Source organism: Burkholderia sp. USMB20, assembly GCF_000949135.2.
In the GTDB taxonomy this organism is placed as follows: domain Bacteria; phylum Pseudomonadota; class Gammaproteobacteria; order Burkholderiales; family Burkholderiaceae; genus Burkholderia.
The window spans coordinates 184514-199933 of the sequence record NZ_JTAN02000019.1 but is presented as its reverse complement, the minus strand read 5'-3'; the positions used below and the strand labels follow the sequence as shown (position 1 = coordinate 199933).

Sequence of the window (15420 nt, the reverse complement as noted above, 5' to 3'; positions counted from 1 at the left end):
CGCATCCGTTCGGATACGAAAATCGCCTGCGTCACGCTTCCGCGCCTCCCGGTACCCGATCGGGTACGAAACGACGTACCGGCTCCCCGGTTCGCCGCTCCGTTCCTGTACGGATACGAAATGATGCCCCGGCCGGCGAGTTGTGCAATACTGTTCCCGATCAGATACGAAGCACGGAGAACGTCATGTCGGAGTCCCAGTCCGTCGACACGATCGGCGCGCTCGCCCACCTCATCCGCGCGGCGCGGCTCCAGCAGGGGTTCACGCGCGACGAACTCGCGAACGCGACCGGGCTGTCGCCGAAATTCATCAGCCAGGTGGAAGGCGGAAAGCCGACCGCGCAAATCGGCAAGGTCATGCTGCTGCTCGGCGAACTGGGCGTGCGCCTGTACGCCGAGTCGTCGGTCGAGATTTCGGAAGCCACCGCGCTGAAGGCCGCGCAACGCCGCAGGAGCAGCCATGGCGGCTAGAACGCTGATCGCGTCCGCCAACGGCGTGCGCATGGGCACGCTGACCGACGACAAGGGCATCTGGTCGTTCGCGTACGACCCGCAATGGCTCGCGTCCCCGGCCGCCTATCCGCTGTCCCCGGCGTTCGCGCTGCGCGCCGGCCCCTACACCGACACGTCGACCGATCGCCCGGTCCAGTGGTTCTTCGACAACCTGCTGCCCGAGGAAGGCATGCGCACCTCGCTCGCACGCGAGGCGAAGGTCGACGCCGCCGACGCGTGGGGCCTGCTCGCGTACTTCGGGCGCGAATCGGCCGGCGCGCTGACGCTGCTGGCCGACGGCGAACGGGAAGCGCCCGGCAGCCTGCAGCCGCTGCCGCTCGACGAGCTCGAACGCCGGATCCGGGCGATGCCCGAGCGCGCGCTGACGGCCACCGCGCCCAAGCGCATGTCGGCGGCCGGTGCGCAGCAGAAGCTGCTGCTGGTGCTGCGCGGCGATGCACCCGACTACGCGCTGTACGAGCCGGTCGGCAGCGAGCCGTCGATGCACCTGCTCAAGCCGGACATGCGCGCGGCCGGCTACCCGCACTCGGCGATCAACGAATTCTTCTGCATGAAGCTCGCGCAGAAGATGGGGCTCGACGTCCCCGACGTGCACTTCCTGCGCGCGCCGTCCGCGTGCTACGTGATCGACCGGTTCGACCGCGACGTCGCGTCGGCGCCGGCCGCACGCGTGCATACGATCGACGCGATGCAGTTGCTCAACTACGACCGCGGCTTCAAGTACCAGCGCGCGAACGCGCAGGAGCTCGCCCGCGCGATCGAGCGCACCAGCACGCGCGCGCTGGCGCGCCTGTCGGTGTTCCGCTGGACCGTGTTCAACGTGGTGGTCGGCAATGCCGACGCGCACCTGAAGAACCTGTCGTTCTTCGTCGACGCGCGCGGCTACCGGCTCGCGCCGTTCTACGACATCGTCAGCACGGTCGTGTATCACACGCCGACGCACCGCCCCGACCATCGCGGCGATCACTGGCCGCACTGCGAATTGACGATGCCGCTCGGCAACGCGACGCGCTTTGTCGAAATCGATGCGGCCGCGCTGATCGCGTTCGGTCAGGCGCTCGGGCTCAGGGAGAAAGCGGCGGCAAGCGAGCTGCAGCGCTTTCTCGAACCGCTCGATCGCCATGTCGCGCAGACGCTCGAGGAAGTGCGGGCAATCGCACGCCCGGACGCCGGCGAGACGCGGCTGCTGAATTCGATCGCGGCGATGCCGATCGCGGAGATGGGGCGCGCGCTTCGGCCGACGCACGGTTGAGGACGGGCATGAAGCATGCACATGGGTGCGCCGGTCCAGGTGGATCGCCAATCCGACGTCCGGCGTCGGTCTGGTGCCCCATTCCGCGATCGTTGCCGCCGTGCCCGCCCCGCGCCGGCATGTCGGCAGACGCGAACCTGCGCCGGCCGTACGGCGGCGCGCCGAACCGCTCGGTCAGCGGATCGGCGGCGTCGAACTCAGCTTCTCCGACAGCATCCGCTCGTACACGCCGAAGTGCAGATCGACCTCCTTTTGCGTGACCGGGGTGACCGTGATGTTGATCTGCTCGGGCAACAGGCCCAGCACGACCGCGACCGCGGCTTCAAGTTGCGGTGCACAAGTCTTGTCCTCCGCCATCGTCGTGCCGACCAGCACGTCGTAGGTCTTTTCCTGCCGGCAGACGATCTCGACGAGTCGCGCCCGCGCGCTCATGTTGTTGTCGATCGCCAGCCTGACGACCTCGGTCACGGTGCGCATCGTCTCGGTCGGAAAGCCCTTCGTCGAGCGCAGCCGGATACGATGCCTGCCCAGCGTAAGCCAGTCCGTATCGAATTCCATGGCGTCCTCCGCATGCAGTTCCAAGCCGCTGCGATGATAGGTTCCAGCACCGGAATTTCAAGTGCAAAAATCTGCCGCCGCCCCTTGAAATTTTCCGCAGAGTGCCTATCTTGAGTTTCGCTCAGGCAGACGCGCGAACCGTTTCATCCCGCGCGCTGCGTGTTTCGATTTGTTTGCCGGCAGTCCGGCAGGCGAACTGGAGCGCGTAGGCCCGTTCGCCTCCCGATTGCCATCCAGGAGGATACGATCATGAGCGATCTTTACTTCGGAACCGATTTCTTCAGCGAGTTCGACCGCCTGCAGCAGCAGATGGCGCAACTCTTCGGCGGCTTCCCGTCCAGCATCCGCGCGAGCCGGCTCGGCGCATTTCCTCAGATCAACATCGGCGCGACGGACGAGTCGATCGAGATCGTCGCCTTCGCCCCGGGCGTCAACGCCGCCGAACTCGACGTGTCGATCGACAAGGGCTTGCTGACCCTCAGCGGCGAACGCAAATCGACGCAACCCGACACTGAAAGCGAGACGCGTACGTATGCGCAGGAGCGCTTCGTCGGCGCCTTCCGGCGCGTCATCGAGCTGCCCGACACCGCCGATCCCGACAAGGTCCAGGCGCGCTACGAAAATGGCTGCCTGTCGATCAGTATCGGCAAGCGCGAGTCGTCCAAGCCACGCGCCATCACCGTCCAGTAACTCGAGGAGCCGATCATGAACGACATGACCAAACTGGCTGAACGCGACCCATCCGCAGTCACGCGCCGCGACGCGGAACAGGCCACGCGCCGGATCACCCTCACCCCGGCCGTCGACATCTACGAGAGCAATCAGGGCGTCACACTGTGGGCAGATCTGCCCGGCGTGACGAAGGACAAGCTGGACGTCAAGGTTCACGACAGCAGCCTCTCGATCGAGGCCGAGGCGGTGGTGCCGACGCCGGCAAATCTGCGCCTGCAGCATGCCGAGGTCCGGGAGCCGCACTTCGCGAGGACGTTCACGCTGTCACCGGACTTCGATACGTCGAAGATCGAGGCAAGCCTCCAGGACGGGGTGTTGAAGCTGACGATCCCGCGTCGCGACGAGGCTCGCCCACGGCGCATCGAAGTCAGGACCGGCTGACCCTGCGGCAACGGCGGGTCGGGAAGATGGGCGGCGGGGAAAACGCCGCCGCCCGTCGCGAACCAGGCGCGGGAGGCACCGGTTTCCGATGTCGCTCAGGAGTCCTGGAGAGGGCATGCGGTCCTTGTCCGCACCGTGCCCATGCGACGATCGCGACACGCACGTCCGCGCCGGATGGCTACATCGCCATCGTCCGGATCGAACGGAACGATGAGGTGTCGGCCGACCGGCATCCGCCGCGTTTCGGCGAGCGCTGGACAAGCGCGGCCGAAACGCAGCGCGATGCGCTCGAGTACGCGGTGCAACTGATCGATCGCGGCATGCCCGGCGCAGTCGAGGCTCGGGGCACGCTTGCTGCCCGAGGGGCTGGCCGCCACGCTCGAAACGGATTGAAGCTGAATCGGAGGATGCCATGAATACCGATCCGAAAAAGTGGAACCCCTTCAAGTTCCTTCGCGGAACTGCCCGCAAGTCCGACGCGGAAGGCCCGGAAAACCCGCCGTCAAGCGAACAGTGGCGGGCCGCGTGGCCCGACATTCCGCGACTGTTCTCACGTGAGCCGTGGCGTGCGGTGGAGGAATTCCTTCATGACCCGCTCGCAGGCCGTGGCGCGCTCGAACGATGGTTCGGCGACTTCAGTTCATCGCGCTTCCAGCCGCGCATCGACGTCGTCGATGAAGGACCGGTGCTGCGCGTGACCGCCGAACTGCCCGGAATGGCGCGCGAAGATCTGAAGGTGAGCGTCGAGGACGGGGCAATCGTGCTGCGCGGAGAGAAAAAGCAGGACGTACGCAGCGAGGAAAACGGCTGTTACCGGCTGGAGCGCGCCCACGGAAGCTTCATCCGCACGATCCCGATGCCGGACTACGCCGACCCCGATCGCACGTTGGCAAAGTTCGATAACGGTGTACTCACGTTGACCGTGCCAAAGTCGGAGCCGACACAGACCGTGAGTCGCACGATCGAAATCCGCTAGGGCAAACACGAAAAGTGCCGTGGTGGCGGGCGGACATCGGACGAACCGGGCCGTTGGCTCAGCTGGTGGAGCGGCCGACTTTTTGTCCGTTGGTCACTGGTTCGAATCCAGTACGGCCCACAGGAAACCGAAAATCCGATGCCCCCCGACAAACGCGGCTTGCGATGGGCGACGAACGCGACGAAGCCATGGATGACGGTCAGCCAGCCAATGTGGAAGGGACGGCTGCGAACTCCCGCCAGTGGTGACCAGCGAACGAAAGCGACAAGCGGGGGAATCGGCGATGCTGAATGGATAAGACAGGATAAGTATTCTTATCACAATGCATCTGTTTTTATTAAAAACTCGAACACGAACAAATACGCCGGGTCAATCGATCCCCTGCCCGCTCGCCCGTGTTTGCCGCACACGGCATGACGAAACGCGAAGGCACGCGAAGGTACGCGAAGACACAGGAACACGGCAGACGTACGCGGCAAATCACGCGAACGAAGCGCCGCTGCGGCGCGTCGCCCGCGCGCATGCCGCAATCGATTGGCCGTCGATATTCCGCGGCGGCCTCATCCGGTCGAAGATCGGGCAGACCGCGCCGAACGCCCGATGCACCGCACGCGAGATTCAGCCGTGAAAGGCGCCCCGCCTCACCCGGCAGTCGACTGAAGCGGCAATTCAGGGCCTTTGCAGGATGTCTGTCGCCTGCTCGGCGTCGGCCAGCGAGTCGAGCGCTAGATAGGCAATGAACTGCGAGCCGAGCACGGCGGCGGATACGCCGCGGAGATTGATCCCGCCGTCCGACAGTTTCTGGGTCAGCTCCGCGATGATCCCCATCTGGTCCAGCCCCATCACACGAATCGAGTGCAGGCTCGAGCTAGGACTGAATCCCGCCTGCGTGGCAGCACGGGTCTCCCGATCTCCCTGCAGCGGCGCGACGAATACCACCCCTTTGCCGGGTGCTTCCTGGGTGCGCCGGGCGACGATGAATTGCAAATCCACGCCGGCATCCCGCAACGCGTTCAGCACGTGTGCAAGACCGCCCGGCTTGTCCTCGATGGTGGCCGCCCATACGTCAACGCGTTCCACGAGCAGTTCCATGGCCCCTCCAGAAAGTCGGACCTCGATGAAGACAATCTATGTCGCGCATGACCAGCGAGCAAGGCCGCTTGTGCGAACGGCGTCATGCAGGTTCGCCTAGGAATCCGATGATTTTGCCGACGGGGGACCCTAGCCGAGCATGACCGCCTGCCGATGCCGCCATTGAAGCAGCGCGTCGCGGAACTCGTCGGATGATTGTCCGGACGTAACCCGCCAGGCTCCGGATTGAAAGGATCTCGCGGCGCGCCAGAACGACCGGGCCTCAGGCCCGTCGTCGATGGGAGTAATGGGCAACTGGTACGTTCGATGCAGATACGACAGGAAGGCGAGACCGTAGCCGCGGCGCCTCATCGTCGGGAGAATTTCCAGTCGATGGACATATACCCGATCGGTTCGCGGCGCCAGGCTGTATGTCGCCGCGCCGACGATACCGCCGGATGCCGCGAGTATCGCGACTTCCCAACCCGAATGCGGCACACCGTCGATGCCCAGATCGATCGGCGTCGATTGAAAACGAATCACGGGAAGCCGGCGAAATTTGCGTCGCGCAAAAGTAACCGCAGGTAGGAAAGCACGTTCAGCCTTTCGTCATGTCCGCAGCGGCACGCTTGCTCATCTTCGCGCGCCACCGCAATTCGCAGCCGCACCCTGGCGCGTTGACGCTTCCCTGTCAAACGCAACCGCCCATGACATGAACGCCCCGGCATGGATGCCCGGATCGACGCGACCGTGCGATTCGCGAGCGACGCCGACCAGAACTATTTCCGGTTCTTCAGGAACGTCTGTCCGGCTGCCGTGATCGAGACGCTTCCGCGGCCGTTCGTCGGATAGCGCACGAATCCTGCGCCGATGAGCTCGCGGGTAATGGACCAGCCAAGTGCGGGTGTATCGCGACCGTAACGAATATCGGCAAGGCGCTCCAGCGCCCAGATCGCGGATGCCGAGATGGTCGGAACGGTCGAAGCTTCGTTATCGCTCATGGCGTCTCCAGGAGTTTGATCATGATCAAGGGTGCCGCATGTATCGGACTCAATCGGCAAGACACGCACTCAAGCGCGTCCAGTCGTAACGGGCGCCGACCTCGATGCGTACGGCGGCATCGACGAGGTCGATGCCGTGGTGGCCGCAGTGCCGATCCGCACGTTCGATGAGTGCCTCGAGCGACGGCAGCGGTGCGTCGCTCTTCCAGGCGAAGGCGATCACGTTGCCCGCACCGTCTTCCGCCGGTGCGATTGCGACGGAAGGGCCGAACGTCTCACGCAGACTCGCGAGACAATCACCGAGTCGCGGATCGTCGCCGAGCAGATTGACGACGAGCACGCCGCCGTCGTTCAGTCGCGCGCGACAGGTATCGTAGAAGGCTGCGCTGCAGAGCTCGGACGGCGCGCCGTCCGCATTGAAACCATCCTGCAACAGCGCATCGAATGTGTGCGCGGTCGTCGACAGGTGCCGCGCCGCGTCCGCGCAGATGATCGTCAGTCGTGCGTCATCGGGTGGAACGTGGAACCGGTCGCGAAGCGCGATCACTTCCGGATTGATTTCGATTGCCGTGAGACGGGTGTTCGGCAGGTTCCGATAGCAATACTTCACGAGCGAACCGCCGCCGAGCCCGATCAAGCCCACATGCGCGGGTTCCGGCTGAAACAGCAGGAACCCCATCATCGTGCGCGTATAGCCGAGTGCGAGCGCGTCCGGAGCCTCCCGCAGCATCGTGCTTTGCATGCCACGGCCGTCGAAGCACAGCGAGACGAGGTGCTCGGTTTCCACGACGATCGGCTTGTCGGCGATCTCGGCCGGGGAAGCCGCGCGCAGGCCCAGGAACGGAAAATCGACAGGCGGCACGCGGGTCAGCCCTCTTGAAGCAAGGGCAGGAGCGCACGAAGCGCCGCCTCTTCGTCCGGACCGCTTGCAAGGACTTGCGCGGATGCGCCGCGACGCACCTGCAGCGATGACATGGCCATGCCGTCCTTGGCATTCCCGCGCCGCCCATTGGCGATCAGCAGGATGTCGCTGTCGAAACGGCGCGCCGTGACCACGAGCGCATCGCGCACGGCGGTCGCACCGTTCCGGCTCCAGGCGGGACCTGCTTCGAAATAGACGACGGTTGCCATGTTCCTCGCGTGTGGCGTGAGAGGGATGCTGGTATTCAGTGGGACGGGCCGATCCGGCAGGCCATCAGGAACGCCTGGAACTCGGTTTCCCATGCCGCGTTGCGCACGTCGATTTCGAAACCGGCGAGACGCTGCATTGCGCCGCTCAGATACACGGCACGGAGCAATCGAGGCGGCACGCCCTGCGCGAAACAGCAGCCATCCGCATCGAGCAGCAGGCGCGGGTGGTGCCGGAACCGCGCACTGGCCACCGAGATGGGATCCATCACATGCCGAGCCGATTCCCGCGGATAGACGAACGCCAGATGAATACCGGCGGCCGCGAGCCGCTCGCCCACATCATGGAAGCGGTGGACCATCTGGAAGCCGCGCTCGCCACCGCGCCCGACGCCCACCACGACAAGCCCCCGGCTCCCCGCGACCTCCGGCAGGGATATGGGCCGTCGATCAGGCAACAGCAGCATCCCATCCAGATCGAACATGTCGGCTACCTCCGCGAATCCGCCCTCAATTCCGGCGATCGGCGGCAAGGCTGAATTATAAGACAGCATTCATAGAATGTGTATTTCATTATAATGTTGTGTGCGCCCGCCCCTTGGTCGGCCCGCCTGCGAGCCGACGGCACGGCGCCCGTTCCGGCGAAGCAGGCATCCGCCCGCTTTTGCCGCCGACCGGCTCGAATCCGTCCGATGGAAGCCGCGAACGGTGCCCCCGCCTGCCCGCAATGCGCAATGGAATACACCTGCCCGAACGGCACACTGCATCTGTGCGCGGACAGAGGTCATGAATGGTCGGCGGGCGCCGGCATCGAATCCGCTGACGAATCGGCCAGGCGAGTCGTCAAGGACGCGAACGGCAATGCTGTCGGACGGCGGCGTGGTCGCGCGGATCAAGGATCTGCGCGTGAGGGGTCCATCGATCACGCTGAGAATGGGCGCCGAGGTAAAAAGCATCCGGATCGTCTGCGGCGATCCCGAGATCGACGGCAAGACCGCCGCGGGCAGCTTCGTGCTCGCGGCGTGCTTTCGCCGGGAAGCGTGACGCCGCGCGCTTACCTACGGCGAACCCGCTTGTCGTCGCAGTGCGCTGCACGCGCTCCCCACCGACAACATATCTACCGGGATCGATCGGGCATGGAGCGCAGTTATCGGAATCTGCGCGGCGTGATCATCGATGCGATCGAAACCAATCCGGACATGATCGCGCTACGCGATGTATTCAGGATTCCTGCAGACGATGCCCGGTTCAAGATGGCCCGTGCGGATGGCACGAAGTACGTGACACGGAAGGATGCCCATACCGACCCTGGCATGCGCACGGCATGCGCACCGGGAAATCGACGTCCAGGCGGCTCGCGAACTCAGTCCGCGCTTCGCTTCACCCGTTTGCCGAGCGCGCTTTTCGTCTTGTAGCTCACGCCGTGTTGTTCGAGATACTCGCGAATCAACTGCCGCACGACTTGCGACGGCGTCAGGTCCTGCTCCGCGCAGAGCATGTCGAACGCCTCTTTCTTGGCGGGATCGATCAGGATGGTCAAGCGTGCGGTTTTCGTTTCCATTGCAGGGCAGAGTCGGCAATATGCTAATTTAATTATAATGCATCGGCCCTTGCGTACCGCGCCGGAGAGCATTCGGCACGCGCGTGCGGCCCGGGCTCGGCGACGGCGCCTCGAGCAGGATAGGCCGCCGCCAACGTACGGTCGGGTTTCGTTTCACCTCGTGCAGGCTCACGACCGGCGGTCAAGCCGATAGAGATAGTCGAGCACGTCGTCGACGACGGGCACGATCGCCAGCGTGACGAGTGCCGCGGCCAGCGGCACGGTCGACACGTAGCCGACATGCTTGAAGCCGATTGCGCCGGCCAGCCCCCCGACGAAGAACGACGCCAGCATCGTCGCGTGAATCCTGAGCTTCGCGCGGTTCGCGATCACCGTCTGCGCGTGCACGTCGGCACTTGAACGATTCCAGTAAAAGAGCTTGCCGAGTTCGATGCCGAGGTCCGTCACGATGCCCGTCATGTGCGTCGTGCGGATTTCCGCCCCCGACAGCTTGGTGATCATCGCGTTTTGCAGCCCCATGATGAAGCACAGCAGGATCACCGTGACCGGCATGAAGAACGCTTCCCACAGCGCGAGATGGCTGCCGAGCAGCCCGAACAGTAGCAGCAGCGCCGCTTCGACCAGCAGCGGCAGCACATACTGACTCTGCAGGCCGCGGCGCCGCCCCCAGTTGACGAGCACGGCCGAGCAGCCGGCACCCACCAGAAACGACGCGAGCGAACCCACCCCGGCCAGCACGAGCCGGATGTCGCCGAGCGCGGTCTGATCCGCGATCGCCGACACGATCCCGCTCATGTGCGACGTGTATTGCTTGACCGCGAGGAAACCGCCGGCATTGGTTGCGCCGGCGACAAAGGCAAGCGAAAACCCGAGCTGGCGGTTCGCGGCCGCGCTGCGGTGTTTTCCCGTCAGGCTTCGGAAGTACTGCGCTGGCATAGGATCTTCCCTCATTCGCCCGGATCGGGAGACAACGACGCCCCGAGCGGAACCCGGCGCGCCGCGGCACACCGCCACGGTCGCCCGTTCCATCCAGGGTGCCATGAGACTTTCATGATAACGGCATTATCATACCTTGTTATCCTGATTCGTCTTTCGGTGTCATAATGCGGGCAGGAACAGGTCGCGGAAGAGGCGGCCTTTCCATCACCTCGTCCAACCCGAGCGTACTGGAGACATTCCGGATGGCACCCGTGCCGGTCGTCCATTTCGTCCTGCTGGCCGTGGCCGCGTGGCTCGCGGTCGGCACGCTGGGGCTCGGGGCGCTGCGCCGCACGCGACTGGTTGCCCACGGCCTCTTTCCGCTCGGTGCGCTGGTCGGACTGCTCGTCGGCGCGGCGGGCCTCGCCGGCATCCTTGCCGAACCGTCTGCCGCGGTGCTGCCGATCGGGCTTCCCGGCCTGCCCTTTCATCTGCGTCTCGATCGCCTGTCCGGCTATTTCCTGTTCGTGCTCGGCCTCGTCAGCACCGGGATCGGCGCCTTTTCAGCCGGCTATTTCCGCAAGGGCGAAGGATCCGCGCCCGGGCTGATCTGCTTCGAATACCACGTCTGCGTCGCAAGCATCGCGCTGGTGTTGATCGCCGACGACGCCTATGTATTCATGGTCGCCTGGGAGACGCTGACGCTGTCCGCGACGTTTCTCGTCATGACCAACCACCGGATCGGCGAGATCCGCCGGGCCGGTTACCTGTATTTCCTGATCTCGCACGTCGGCGCGCTGGCGCTGCTGCTCTGCTTCGGCATTCTGCAGGCGCGCACCGGCGACTACACCTTCGCCAACCTGCGCGCGCAGTCGCTGGATGCGTTGCCCGCGTCGTTCGCCTTCCTGTTCGCGCTCGTCGGGTTCGGCGCGAAGGCGGGGATCTTCCCGCTGCATGTGTGGCTGCCGGAGGCGCACCCCGCGGCGCCGTCGCCGGTCTCGGCGCTCCTCAGCGGATTCGTGCTGAAAGTCGGCCTGTACGGCCTGCTGCGCGTGCTGTTCGACCTGTTGCACGTGCAGATTGCGTGGTGGGGCGTGCTGCTGCTGATGCTGGGGCTCGGCACCGCGCTGCTCGGCGTGGTGTTCAGCACCATCCAGGTCGACATGAAGCGCCTGCTCGCCTATTCGTCGATCGACAACGTCGGCCTGATGCTCGTCGCGCTCGGTCTCGCGGTGCTGTTTCGCGCGTACGGGATGACGAGCCTGTCCGCGCTCGCGCTGACCGCGATGCTCTACCAGATCGTTGCGCATGCAGCGTTCAAGAGCCTGCTGTTCCTGGGCACGGGCGCCGTGCTCCACGCCACCGGCGAGCGCAACCTCGGCAGGCTCGGCGGACTGATTCGCTTCATGCCGTGGACCGCGTGGGCCGTGCTCGCGGGCGTCGCGGCCAGCGCGGGCCTGCCGCCGCTCAGTGGTTTCGTGGCCGAGTGGCTGCTGCTGCAGGGCTTTCTGTTCGCGCCGCGGTTGCCGGATTCGGTACTCGCCATGACGGTGCCGATCGCCGCCGCGCTGATCGCGATGTCGGCCGCGCTGGCCGGCTACACGATGGTCAAGTTCTTCGGCATCGTGTTCCTCGGGCAACCGAGAGAAGCGAAGCTGAACCGCGCCCGCGACGCGAACACGTGGGAACGGCTCGCGTTCTGCTGGTTCGCGGCCGCCAGCGTGCTGCTCGGGCTGATGCCAGCCCAGTTCGTCAAGCTGCTGGATCGCGTCACGCACACGCTGGTCGGCGCCGGCGTCGGCGCGGACAATCATGGCTGGCTGCTGTTCGCACCGGTGTCGGCCGCTCGCGCGAGCTACATGCCGGCTGCGTTCATGCTGTTCTTCATCGCCTGCTGCGGGCTCGCGTGGGTGCTGGTACGGCGTTTCTATCACGGCCGGCTGCGCCGCGCGGCCCCGTGGGGCTGCGGCTTCCCGTTCACGACCGCGCGCATGCAGGATACGGCGGAAGGATTCGGGCAGCCGATCCGCGAAATCTTCGCACCGCTGCTGCACATCGAGCGGCAATTGCCGTCGCCGTTCGACACCCGGCCGGCCTACCGGGTGTCGGTGACCGATCGCACCTGGTCCGCGCTCTACGCGCGCGTCGCGGCGCTCACGCAACGCATCGCCGACTGGGCGGGCCGCCTGCAGACGGGCAAGATCGCGGTTTACCTGACCTACAGTTTCGTCGTGCTGATCGTGCTGCTGATGTTGGTGAGACGATGGTAACCCTGTCCGGCGTCATCTCGCAGACTCTCGAAATCGTGATAGCGATCGCGGCCGCGCCATTGCTCACGGGGTGGGTCAACCAATGCCGCGCCTGGCTTCAGAACCGGCGCGCGCCGTCCATCTGGCAGCCGTACCGGATGCTCCACAAGCTGTTCAACAAGGAATCGGTCATCGCGCACGGCGCGAGCCCCGTGTTCCGCGGCGCGCCCTATGTCGTCTGGGCCGCCATGACGCTCGCGTGCGCAATCGTGCCGACCCTGTCGACCGAGTTGCCGCTGTCGCCCGCCGCCGATGCGATCGCGCTCGTCGGCCTGTTCGCGCTCGCGCGCGTCGCGCTGTCGCTCGCGGCGATGGACGTCGGCACGGCGTTCGGCACGCTCGGCGCGCGCCGCGAAATGCTGATCGGCTTCCTCGCGGAGCCGGCATTGCTGATGGTGCTCCTGTCGGCCTCGCTGATCACGCAGTCGACGCTGCTGACGAGCATCGTCGCGACGCTCGGCCGCGGCGAGCTCACGATCTATCCGAGCCTGGCGTTCGCCGGCATCGCGTTCACGCTGGTCGCGCTGGCCGAAAATGCGCGGCTGCCGGTCGACAATCCGACCACCCACCTCGAGCTCACGATGATCCACGAGGCGCTGATCCTCGAATATTCGGGGCGGCACCTTGCGTTGATGGAATGGGCGGCAAGCCTCAAGCTGTTCGCGTATTCGTGCATCGGTCTCGCGTTGTTCGTGCCGTGGGGCATCGCGAATGCGGGCGATCCGGTCGCGCTGCTGCTGGCGGTGCCGGTGCTCTTCATCAAGCTGACGGCAGGCGGTGTCGCGCTCGCCGTGGTCGAAACGGCCAACGCGAAGATGCGCATCTTCCGGGTACCGGAATTCCTGGCCACGGCCTTCCTGCTGGCCGTGATCGGCATGCTCGTCCACCTGCTGCTGGGGGCATGAATGCACGCCTACGCGACACAACTGATCAACTTCCTCGCGGCCGTGCTGCTGATGCTGTCGTTCGCGATGCTGAGCCAGCGCCGGATCCTGTCCCTGATCCATCTCTATACGCTGCAGGGCGTCGCGCTCGTGTCGGCGAACCTGATCCTCGGCTTCGTCACGGCCGACGTGCACCTGTATGTATCCGCCGGGCTGACGCTCGTGCTGAAGGTCGGCGTGATCCCGTGGTTCCTGTATCGGCTCGTGCGCAGGCTCGACGTCAAGACCGACGTCGAGCCGCTCATCAACATCCCGACCACGCTGCTGATCGGCATCGTCCTCGTGATCGTCGCGTTCAATGTCGCCGCGCCGATCAGCCAGCTCGCGACCTCGGTCGCGCGCGGCACGCTCGGCATTGCGCTTGCGTGCGTGCTGCTGTCGTTCATGGCGATGATCACGCGCGCCAAGGCCATTCCGCAGGTGATCGGCTTCCTGTCGATGGAAAACGGGCTGTTCTTCGCGGCGGCGGCCGCGACCAACGGCATGCCGATGATCGTCGAGCTCGGCATCGGGCTCGACGTGCTGATCGGCATCCTGATTCTGGGCGTCTTCATGTTCCAGATTCGCGAGCAGTTCGACAGCCTGGACATCCATCACCTCGAGAAACTCAAAGATGAATGACGCCCACGTCGTGCTCGCCGTGCTCGGGCTGCCGCTCGCGGGCGCCGCGTGCCTCGCCTGCGTGCGGCCGAGCCGGGTCGCGCGCCATCTGAACGTCGGCTTCAGCTTCCTGACCTTCGCGGCGACGCTGGTGCTGGCCGCGCGCACCGTCGAGCACGGCCCGTCGTTCGCATTCGGACGCGCGTTCTTCGTCGATCCGCTCAATGTCTATCTCGTTGCGCTCACGGCGTTCGTCGGCTGGACGACTTCGCTGTTTTCCCGGCCCTACATGCAGATCGAGGAAGCCCGCGGCCGGATGACGGCCGCGCGGATGCGGCTCTATCACAGCATGTATCAGCTCTTCATGTTCGCGATGCTGCTCGCGCTGCTGACCGACAACGTCGGCGTGCTGTGGGTCGCCATGGAAGCCGCCACGCTCGCCACCGTGTTGCTCGTCAGCGTCTACCGAACCGCCGCGAGCCTCGAAGCCGCATGGAAGTACTTCATCCTGTGCGGCGTGGGCATCGCCCAGGCGCTGTTCGGCACGATCCTGCTGTACCTCGCCGCGAGCCGGCAGCTGACCGACGGCGACGCGCTGCTGTGGACGAGCCTGGCCGCCGTCAAGACGCAGCTCGACCCGACGATCGTGTCGATCGCCTTCGTGTTTCTGCTGGTCGGCTACGGGACCAAGGTCGGCCTCGTGCCGATGCACAGCTGGCTGCCGGACGCGCACGCCGAAGGTCCGACGCCGATTTCGGCGGTGCTGTCCGGCCTGCTGCTGAACGTCGCGCTGTACGCGGTGCTGCGCTGCAAGGTGCTGGCCGACGGCGCGCTCGGCAATGGCCTGCCGGGGCGGCTGCTGGTCGGGTTCGGGCTCGTGTCGGTCCTGATCGCGTCGTTCTCGCTGTTCCGGCAGAAGGACGTGAAGCGCCTGTTCTCGTACTCGTCGATCGAGCACATGGGCTTGATGACGTTCGCATTCGGGCTCGGCGGCCCGATCGCGACGTTCGCCGGGCTGCTGCACATGACGGTCCATTCCCTCGTCAAGTCGGCGATCTTCTTCGCGGTCGGCCACGCCGCGCAGAAGGCCGGCACGCAGGCGATCGACGGCATTCGCGGGCTGCTGCAGGTCAGCCCGACGGTCGGCTGGGCCATGATGCTCGGCACGCTTGCGATTCTCGGCCTGCCGCCGTTCGGCGTGTTCGCGAGCGAATTCCTGATCCTGACGACGGCCATGAACACGCTCCCGTGGACGGCACCGTTGCTGCTGCTCGGGCTCGCCGTCGCGTTCGCGGCGATCTTCGCGCGCGTGCAGCGGATGGTGTTCGGCGAAACGACGACGGCGACGCCGCTCGAACACCGGCCGGCGCTGCTGCCGGTGTTCGTGCATCTGGGACTCGGCCTGATGCTGGGCCTGTACGTGCCGCCTTACCTGGCCATGTGGTACCGCCAGGCGGCGACGATGCTGGCGGGGTGA

General features: G+C 65.5%; 18 protein-coding genes, 1 tRNA gene and 1 pseudogene. 11 read left to right on the top strand and 9 right to left on the bottom strand.

Features of this window, described 5'->3' with window-relative positions; all coding sequences use genetic code 11:
* Window positions 1–185 precede the first annotated feature (185 nt).
* Together PL79_RS25465 and PL79_RS25460 are read left to right on the top strand one after the other, a co-directional pair.
* Window positions 186–470 carry a helix-turn-helix domain-containing protein gene (locus tag PL79_RS25465; protein ID WP_044843467.1) on the top strand — a complete coding sequence of 95 codons (285 nt, stop codon included), beginning with the start codon at window positions 186–188 and terminating at the stop codon, window positions 468–470.
* Window positions 460–1764 carry a HipA domain-containing protein gene (locus PL79_RS25460; RefSeq protein ID WP_044843466.1) on the top strand — a complete coding sequence of 435 codons (1305 nt, stop codon included), beginning with the start codon at window positions 460–462 and terminating at the stop codon, window positions 1762–1764. The genes PL79_RS25465 and PL79_RS25460 overlap by 11 nt, the downstream gene beginning before the upstream one ends.
* A 174-nt stretch (window positions 1765–1938) precedes the next feature.
* Here the strand turns inward: PL79_RS25460 and PL79_RS25455 are convergent, their stop codons facing one another.
* Window positions 1939–2322, bottom strand: coding sequence for a hypothetical protein (locus PL79_RS25455; RefSeq protein WP_044843465.1), 384 nt, complete (start codon window positions 2320–2322; stop codon window positions 1939–1941).
* A 249-nt stretch (window positions 2323–2571) separates the two neighbouring features.
* On the opposite strand from PL79_RS25455, the gene PL79_RS25450 reads away from it, so the two are divergent.
* The 4 genes from PL79_RS25450 to PL79_RS25430 all read left to right on the top strand — a co-directional run bounded on the left by PL79_RS25450 (window position 2572) and on the right by PL79_RS25430 (window position 4531).
* Window positions 2572–3012: an Hsp20/alpha crystallin family protein gene (locus tag PL79_RS25450; RefSeq protein WP_044843464.1), complete on the top strand. Its 441-nt coding sequence runs from the start codon at window positions 2572–2574 to the stop codon at window positions 3010–3012.
* A 15-nt stretch (window positions 3013–3027) separates the two neighbouring features.
* A complete protein-coding gene (locus PL79_RS25445; RefSeq protein WP_044843463.1) occupies window positions 3028–3435 on the top strand; it encodes an Hsp20/alpha crystallin family protein in 408 nt (135 codons plus the stop codon).
* Window positions 3436–3847: 412 nt separating this feature from the next.
* Window positions 3848–4411 carry an Hsp20/alpha crystallin family protein gene (locus PL79_RS25435; RefSeq protein WP_044843462.1) on the top strand — a complete coding sequence of 188 codons (564 nt, stop codon included), beginning with the start codon at window positions 3848–3850 and terminating at the stop codon, window positions 4409–4411.
* A gap of 47 nt (window positions 4412–4458) precedes the next feature.
* Window positions 4459–4531: transfer RNA gene (locus tag PL79_RS25430), tRNA-Lys, on the top strand.
* Window positions 4532–5080: 549 nt separating this feature from the next.
* Here PL79_RS25430 and PL79_RS25425 read toward each other — a convergent pair.
* The 6 genes from PL79_RS25425 to PL79_RS25400 all read right to left on the bottom strand — a co-directional run bounded on the left by PL79_RS25425 (window position 5081) and on the right by PL79_RS25400 (window position 8096).
* Window positions 5081–5503, bottom strand: a complete 423-nt coding sequence (locus tag PL79_RS25425; protein ID WP_044843461.1) for an ACT domain-containing protein — start codon at window positions 5501–5503, stop codon at window positions 5081–5083.
* A gap of 129 nt (window positions 5504–5632) precedes the next feature.
* Window positions 5633–6025 (bottom strand): hypothetical protein, encoded by a 393-nt coding sequence (locus tag PL79_RS36740; RefSeq protein WP_235879328.1) that lies wholly within the window; start codon window positions 6023–6025, stop codon window positions 5633–5635.
* Window positions 6026–6261: 236 nt separating this feature from the next.
* Window positions 6262–6483, bottom strand: coding sequence for a hypothetical protein (locus PL79_RS25415; RefSeq protein WP_082088431.1), 222 nt, complete (start codon window positions 6481–6483; stop codon window positions 6262–6264).
* Window positions 6484–6532: 49 nt separating this feature from the next.
* Window positions 6533–7345, bottom strand: coding sequence for a fused MFS/spermidine synthase (locus tag PL79_RS25410; RefSeq protein WP_044843460.1), 813 nt, complete (start codon window positions 7343–7345; stop codon window positions 6533–6535).
* Between the two features lie 5 nt (window positions 7346–7350).
* Window positions 7351–7614 carry an HPr family phosphocarrier protein gene (locus tag PL79_RS25405; protein WP_044843459.1) on the bottom strand — a complete coding sequence of 88 codons (264 nt, stop codon included), beginning with the start codon at window positions 7612–7614 and terminating at the stop codon, window positions 7351–7353.
* 35 nt (window positions 7615–7649) lie between these two features.
* Entirely contained in the window at window positions 7650–8096 is a 447-nt protein-coding gene (locus tag PL79_RS25400) for a hypothetical protein (protein ID WP_044843496.1), read from the bottom strand.
* Window positions 8097–8303: 207 nt separating this feature from the next.
* Between PL79_RS25400 and PL79_RS25395 the strand changes: the two are divergent.
* Window positions 8304–8655, top strand: a pseudogene (locus PL79_RS25395) (alkylphosphonate utilization protein).
* Between the two features lie 319 nt (window positions 8656–8974).
* On the opposite strand, the gene PL79_RS25385 reads toward PL79_RS25395, so the two are convergent.
* Both PL79_RS25385 and PL79_RS25380 read right to left on the bottom strand, forming a co-directional pair.
* Window positions 8975–9172: a ribbon-helix-helix protein, CopG family gene (locus PL79_RS25385; protein ID WP_044843458.1), complete on the bottom strand. Its 198-nt coding sequence runs from the start codon at window positions 9170–9172 to the stop codon at window positions 8975–8977.
* Between the two features lie 168 nt (window positions 9173–9340).
* On the bottom strand, window positions 9341–10108 hold the full coding sequence (locus PL79_RS25380; RefSeq protein ID WP_044843457.1) for a YoaK family protein: 768 nt from the start codon (window positions 10106–10108) through the stop codon (window positions 9341–9343).
* 245 nt (window positions 10109–10353) lie between these two features.
* On the opposite strand from PL79_RS25380, the gene hyfB reads away from it, so the two are divergent.
* Genes hyfB through PL79_RS25360 form a run of 4 tightly spaced genes read left to right on the top strand, consistent with a single transcriptional unit; the run spans window position 10354 to window position 15420 of the window.
* Complete coding sequence (gene hyfB / locus PL79_RS25375; protein WP_044843456.1) at window positions 10354–12360, top strand: hydrogenase 4 subunit B; 2007 nt, start codon at window positions 10354–10356, stop codon at window positions 12358–12360.
* A complete protein-coding gene (locus PL79_RS25370) occupies window positions 12354–13304 on the top strand; it encodes a respiratory chain complex I subunit 1 family protein (protein ID WP_044843455.1) in 951 nt (316 codons plus the stop codon). The genes hyfB and PL79_RS25370 overlap by 7 nt, the downstream gene beginning before the upstream one ends.
* The gene (locus PL79_RS25365) at window positions 13305–13964 is read left to right on the top strand and encodes a formate hydrogenlyase (RefSeq protein WP_044843454.1); all 660 of its coding nucleotides are present in this window, start codon (window positions 13305–13307) and stop codon (window positions 13962–13964) included. It begins immediately after the preceding gene.
* Window positions 13957–15420: a hydrogenase 4 subunit F gene (locus tag PL79_RS25360; protein WP_044843453.1), complete on the top strand. Its 1464-nt coding sequence runs from the start codon at window positions 13957–13959 to the stop codon at window positions 15418–15420. The genes PL79_RS25365 and PL79_RS25360 overlap by 8 nt, the downstream gene beginning before the upstream one ends.

Coding starts and splice junctions, on each gene's coding strand:
- PL79_RS25465 (WP_044843467.1), top strand. CDS start 186: ATGTCGGAGTCCCAGTCCGTCGACACGATCGGCGCGCTCGCCCACCTC.
- PL79_RS25460 (WP_044843466.1), top strand. CDS start 460: ATGGCGGCTAGAACGCTGATCGCGTCCGCCAACGGCGTGCGCATGGGC.
- PL79_RS25455 (WP_044843465.1), bottom strand. CDS start 2,322: ATGGAATTCGATACGGACTGGCTTACGCTGGGCAGGCATCGTATCCGG.
- PL79_RS25450 (WP_044843464.1), top strand. CDS start 2,572: ATGAGCGATCTTTACTTCGGAACCGATTTCTTCAGCGAGTTCGACCGC.
- PL79_RS25445 (WP_044843463.1), top strand. CDS start 3,028: ATGAACGACATGACCAAACTGGCTGAACGCGACCCATCCGCAGTCACG.
- PL79_RS25435 (WP_044843462.1), top strand. CDS start 3,848: ATGAATACCGATCCGAAAAAGTGGAACCCCTTCAAGTTCCTTCGCGGA.
- PL79_RS25425 (WP_044843461.1), bottom strand. CDS start 5,503: ATGGAACTGCTCGTGGAACGCGTTGACGTATGGGCGGCCACCATCGAG.
- PL79_RS25415 (WP_082088431.1), bottom strand. CDS start 6,483: ATGAGCGATAACGAAGCTTCGACCGTTCCGACCATCTCGGCATCCGCG.
- PL79_RS25405 (WP_044843459.1), bottom strand. CDS start 7,614: ATGGCAACCGTCGTCTATTTCGAAGCAGGTCCCGCCTGGAGCCGGAAC.
- PL79_RS25400 (WP_044843496.1), bottom strand. CDS start 8,096: ATGTTCGATCTGGATGGGATGCTGCTGTTGCCTGATCGACGGCCCATA.
- PL79_RS25385 (WP_044843458.1), bottom strand. CDS start 9,172: ATGGAAACGAAAACCGCACGCTTGACCATCCTGATCGATCCCGCCAAG.
- PL79_RS25380 (WP_044843457.1), bottom strand. CDS start 10,108: ATGCCAGCGCAGTACTTCCGAAGCCTGACGGGAAAACACCGCAGCGCG.
- hyfB (WP_044843456.1), top strand. CDS start 10,354: ATGGCACCCGTGCCGGTCGTCCATTTCGTCCTGCTGGCCGTGGCCGCG.
- PL79_RS25370 (WP_044843455.1), top strand. CDS start 12,354: ATGGTAACCCTGTCCGGCGTCATCTCGCAGACTCTCGAAATCGTGATA.
- PL79_RS25365 (WP_044843454.1), top strand. CDS start 13,305: ATGCACGCCTACGCGACACAACTGATCAACTTCCTCGCGGCCGTGCTG.
- PL79_RS25360 (WP_044843453.1), top strand. CDS start 13,957: ATGAATGACGCCCACGTCGTGCTCGCCGTGCTCGGGCTGCCGCTCGCG.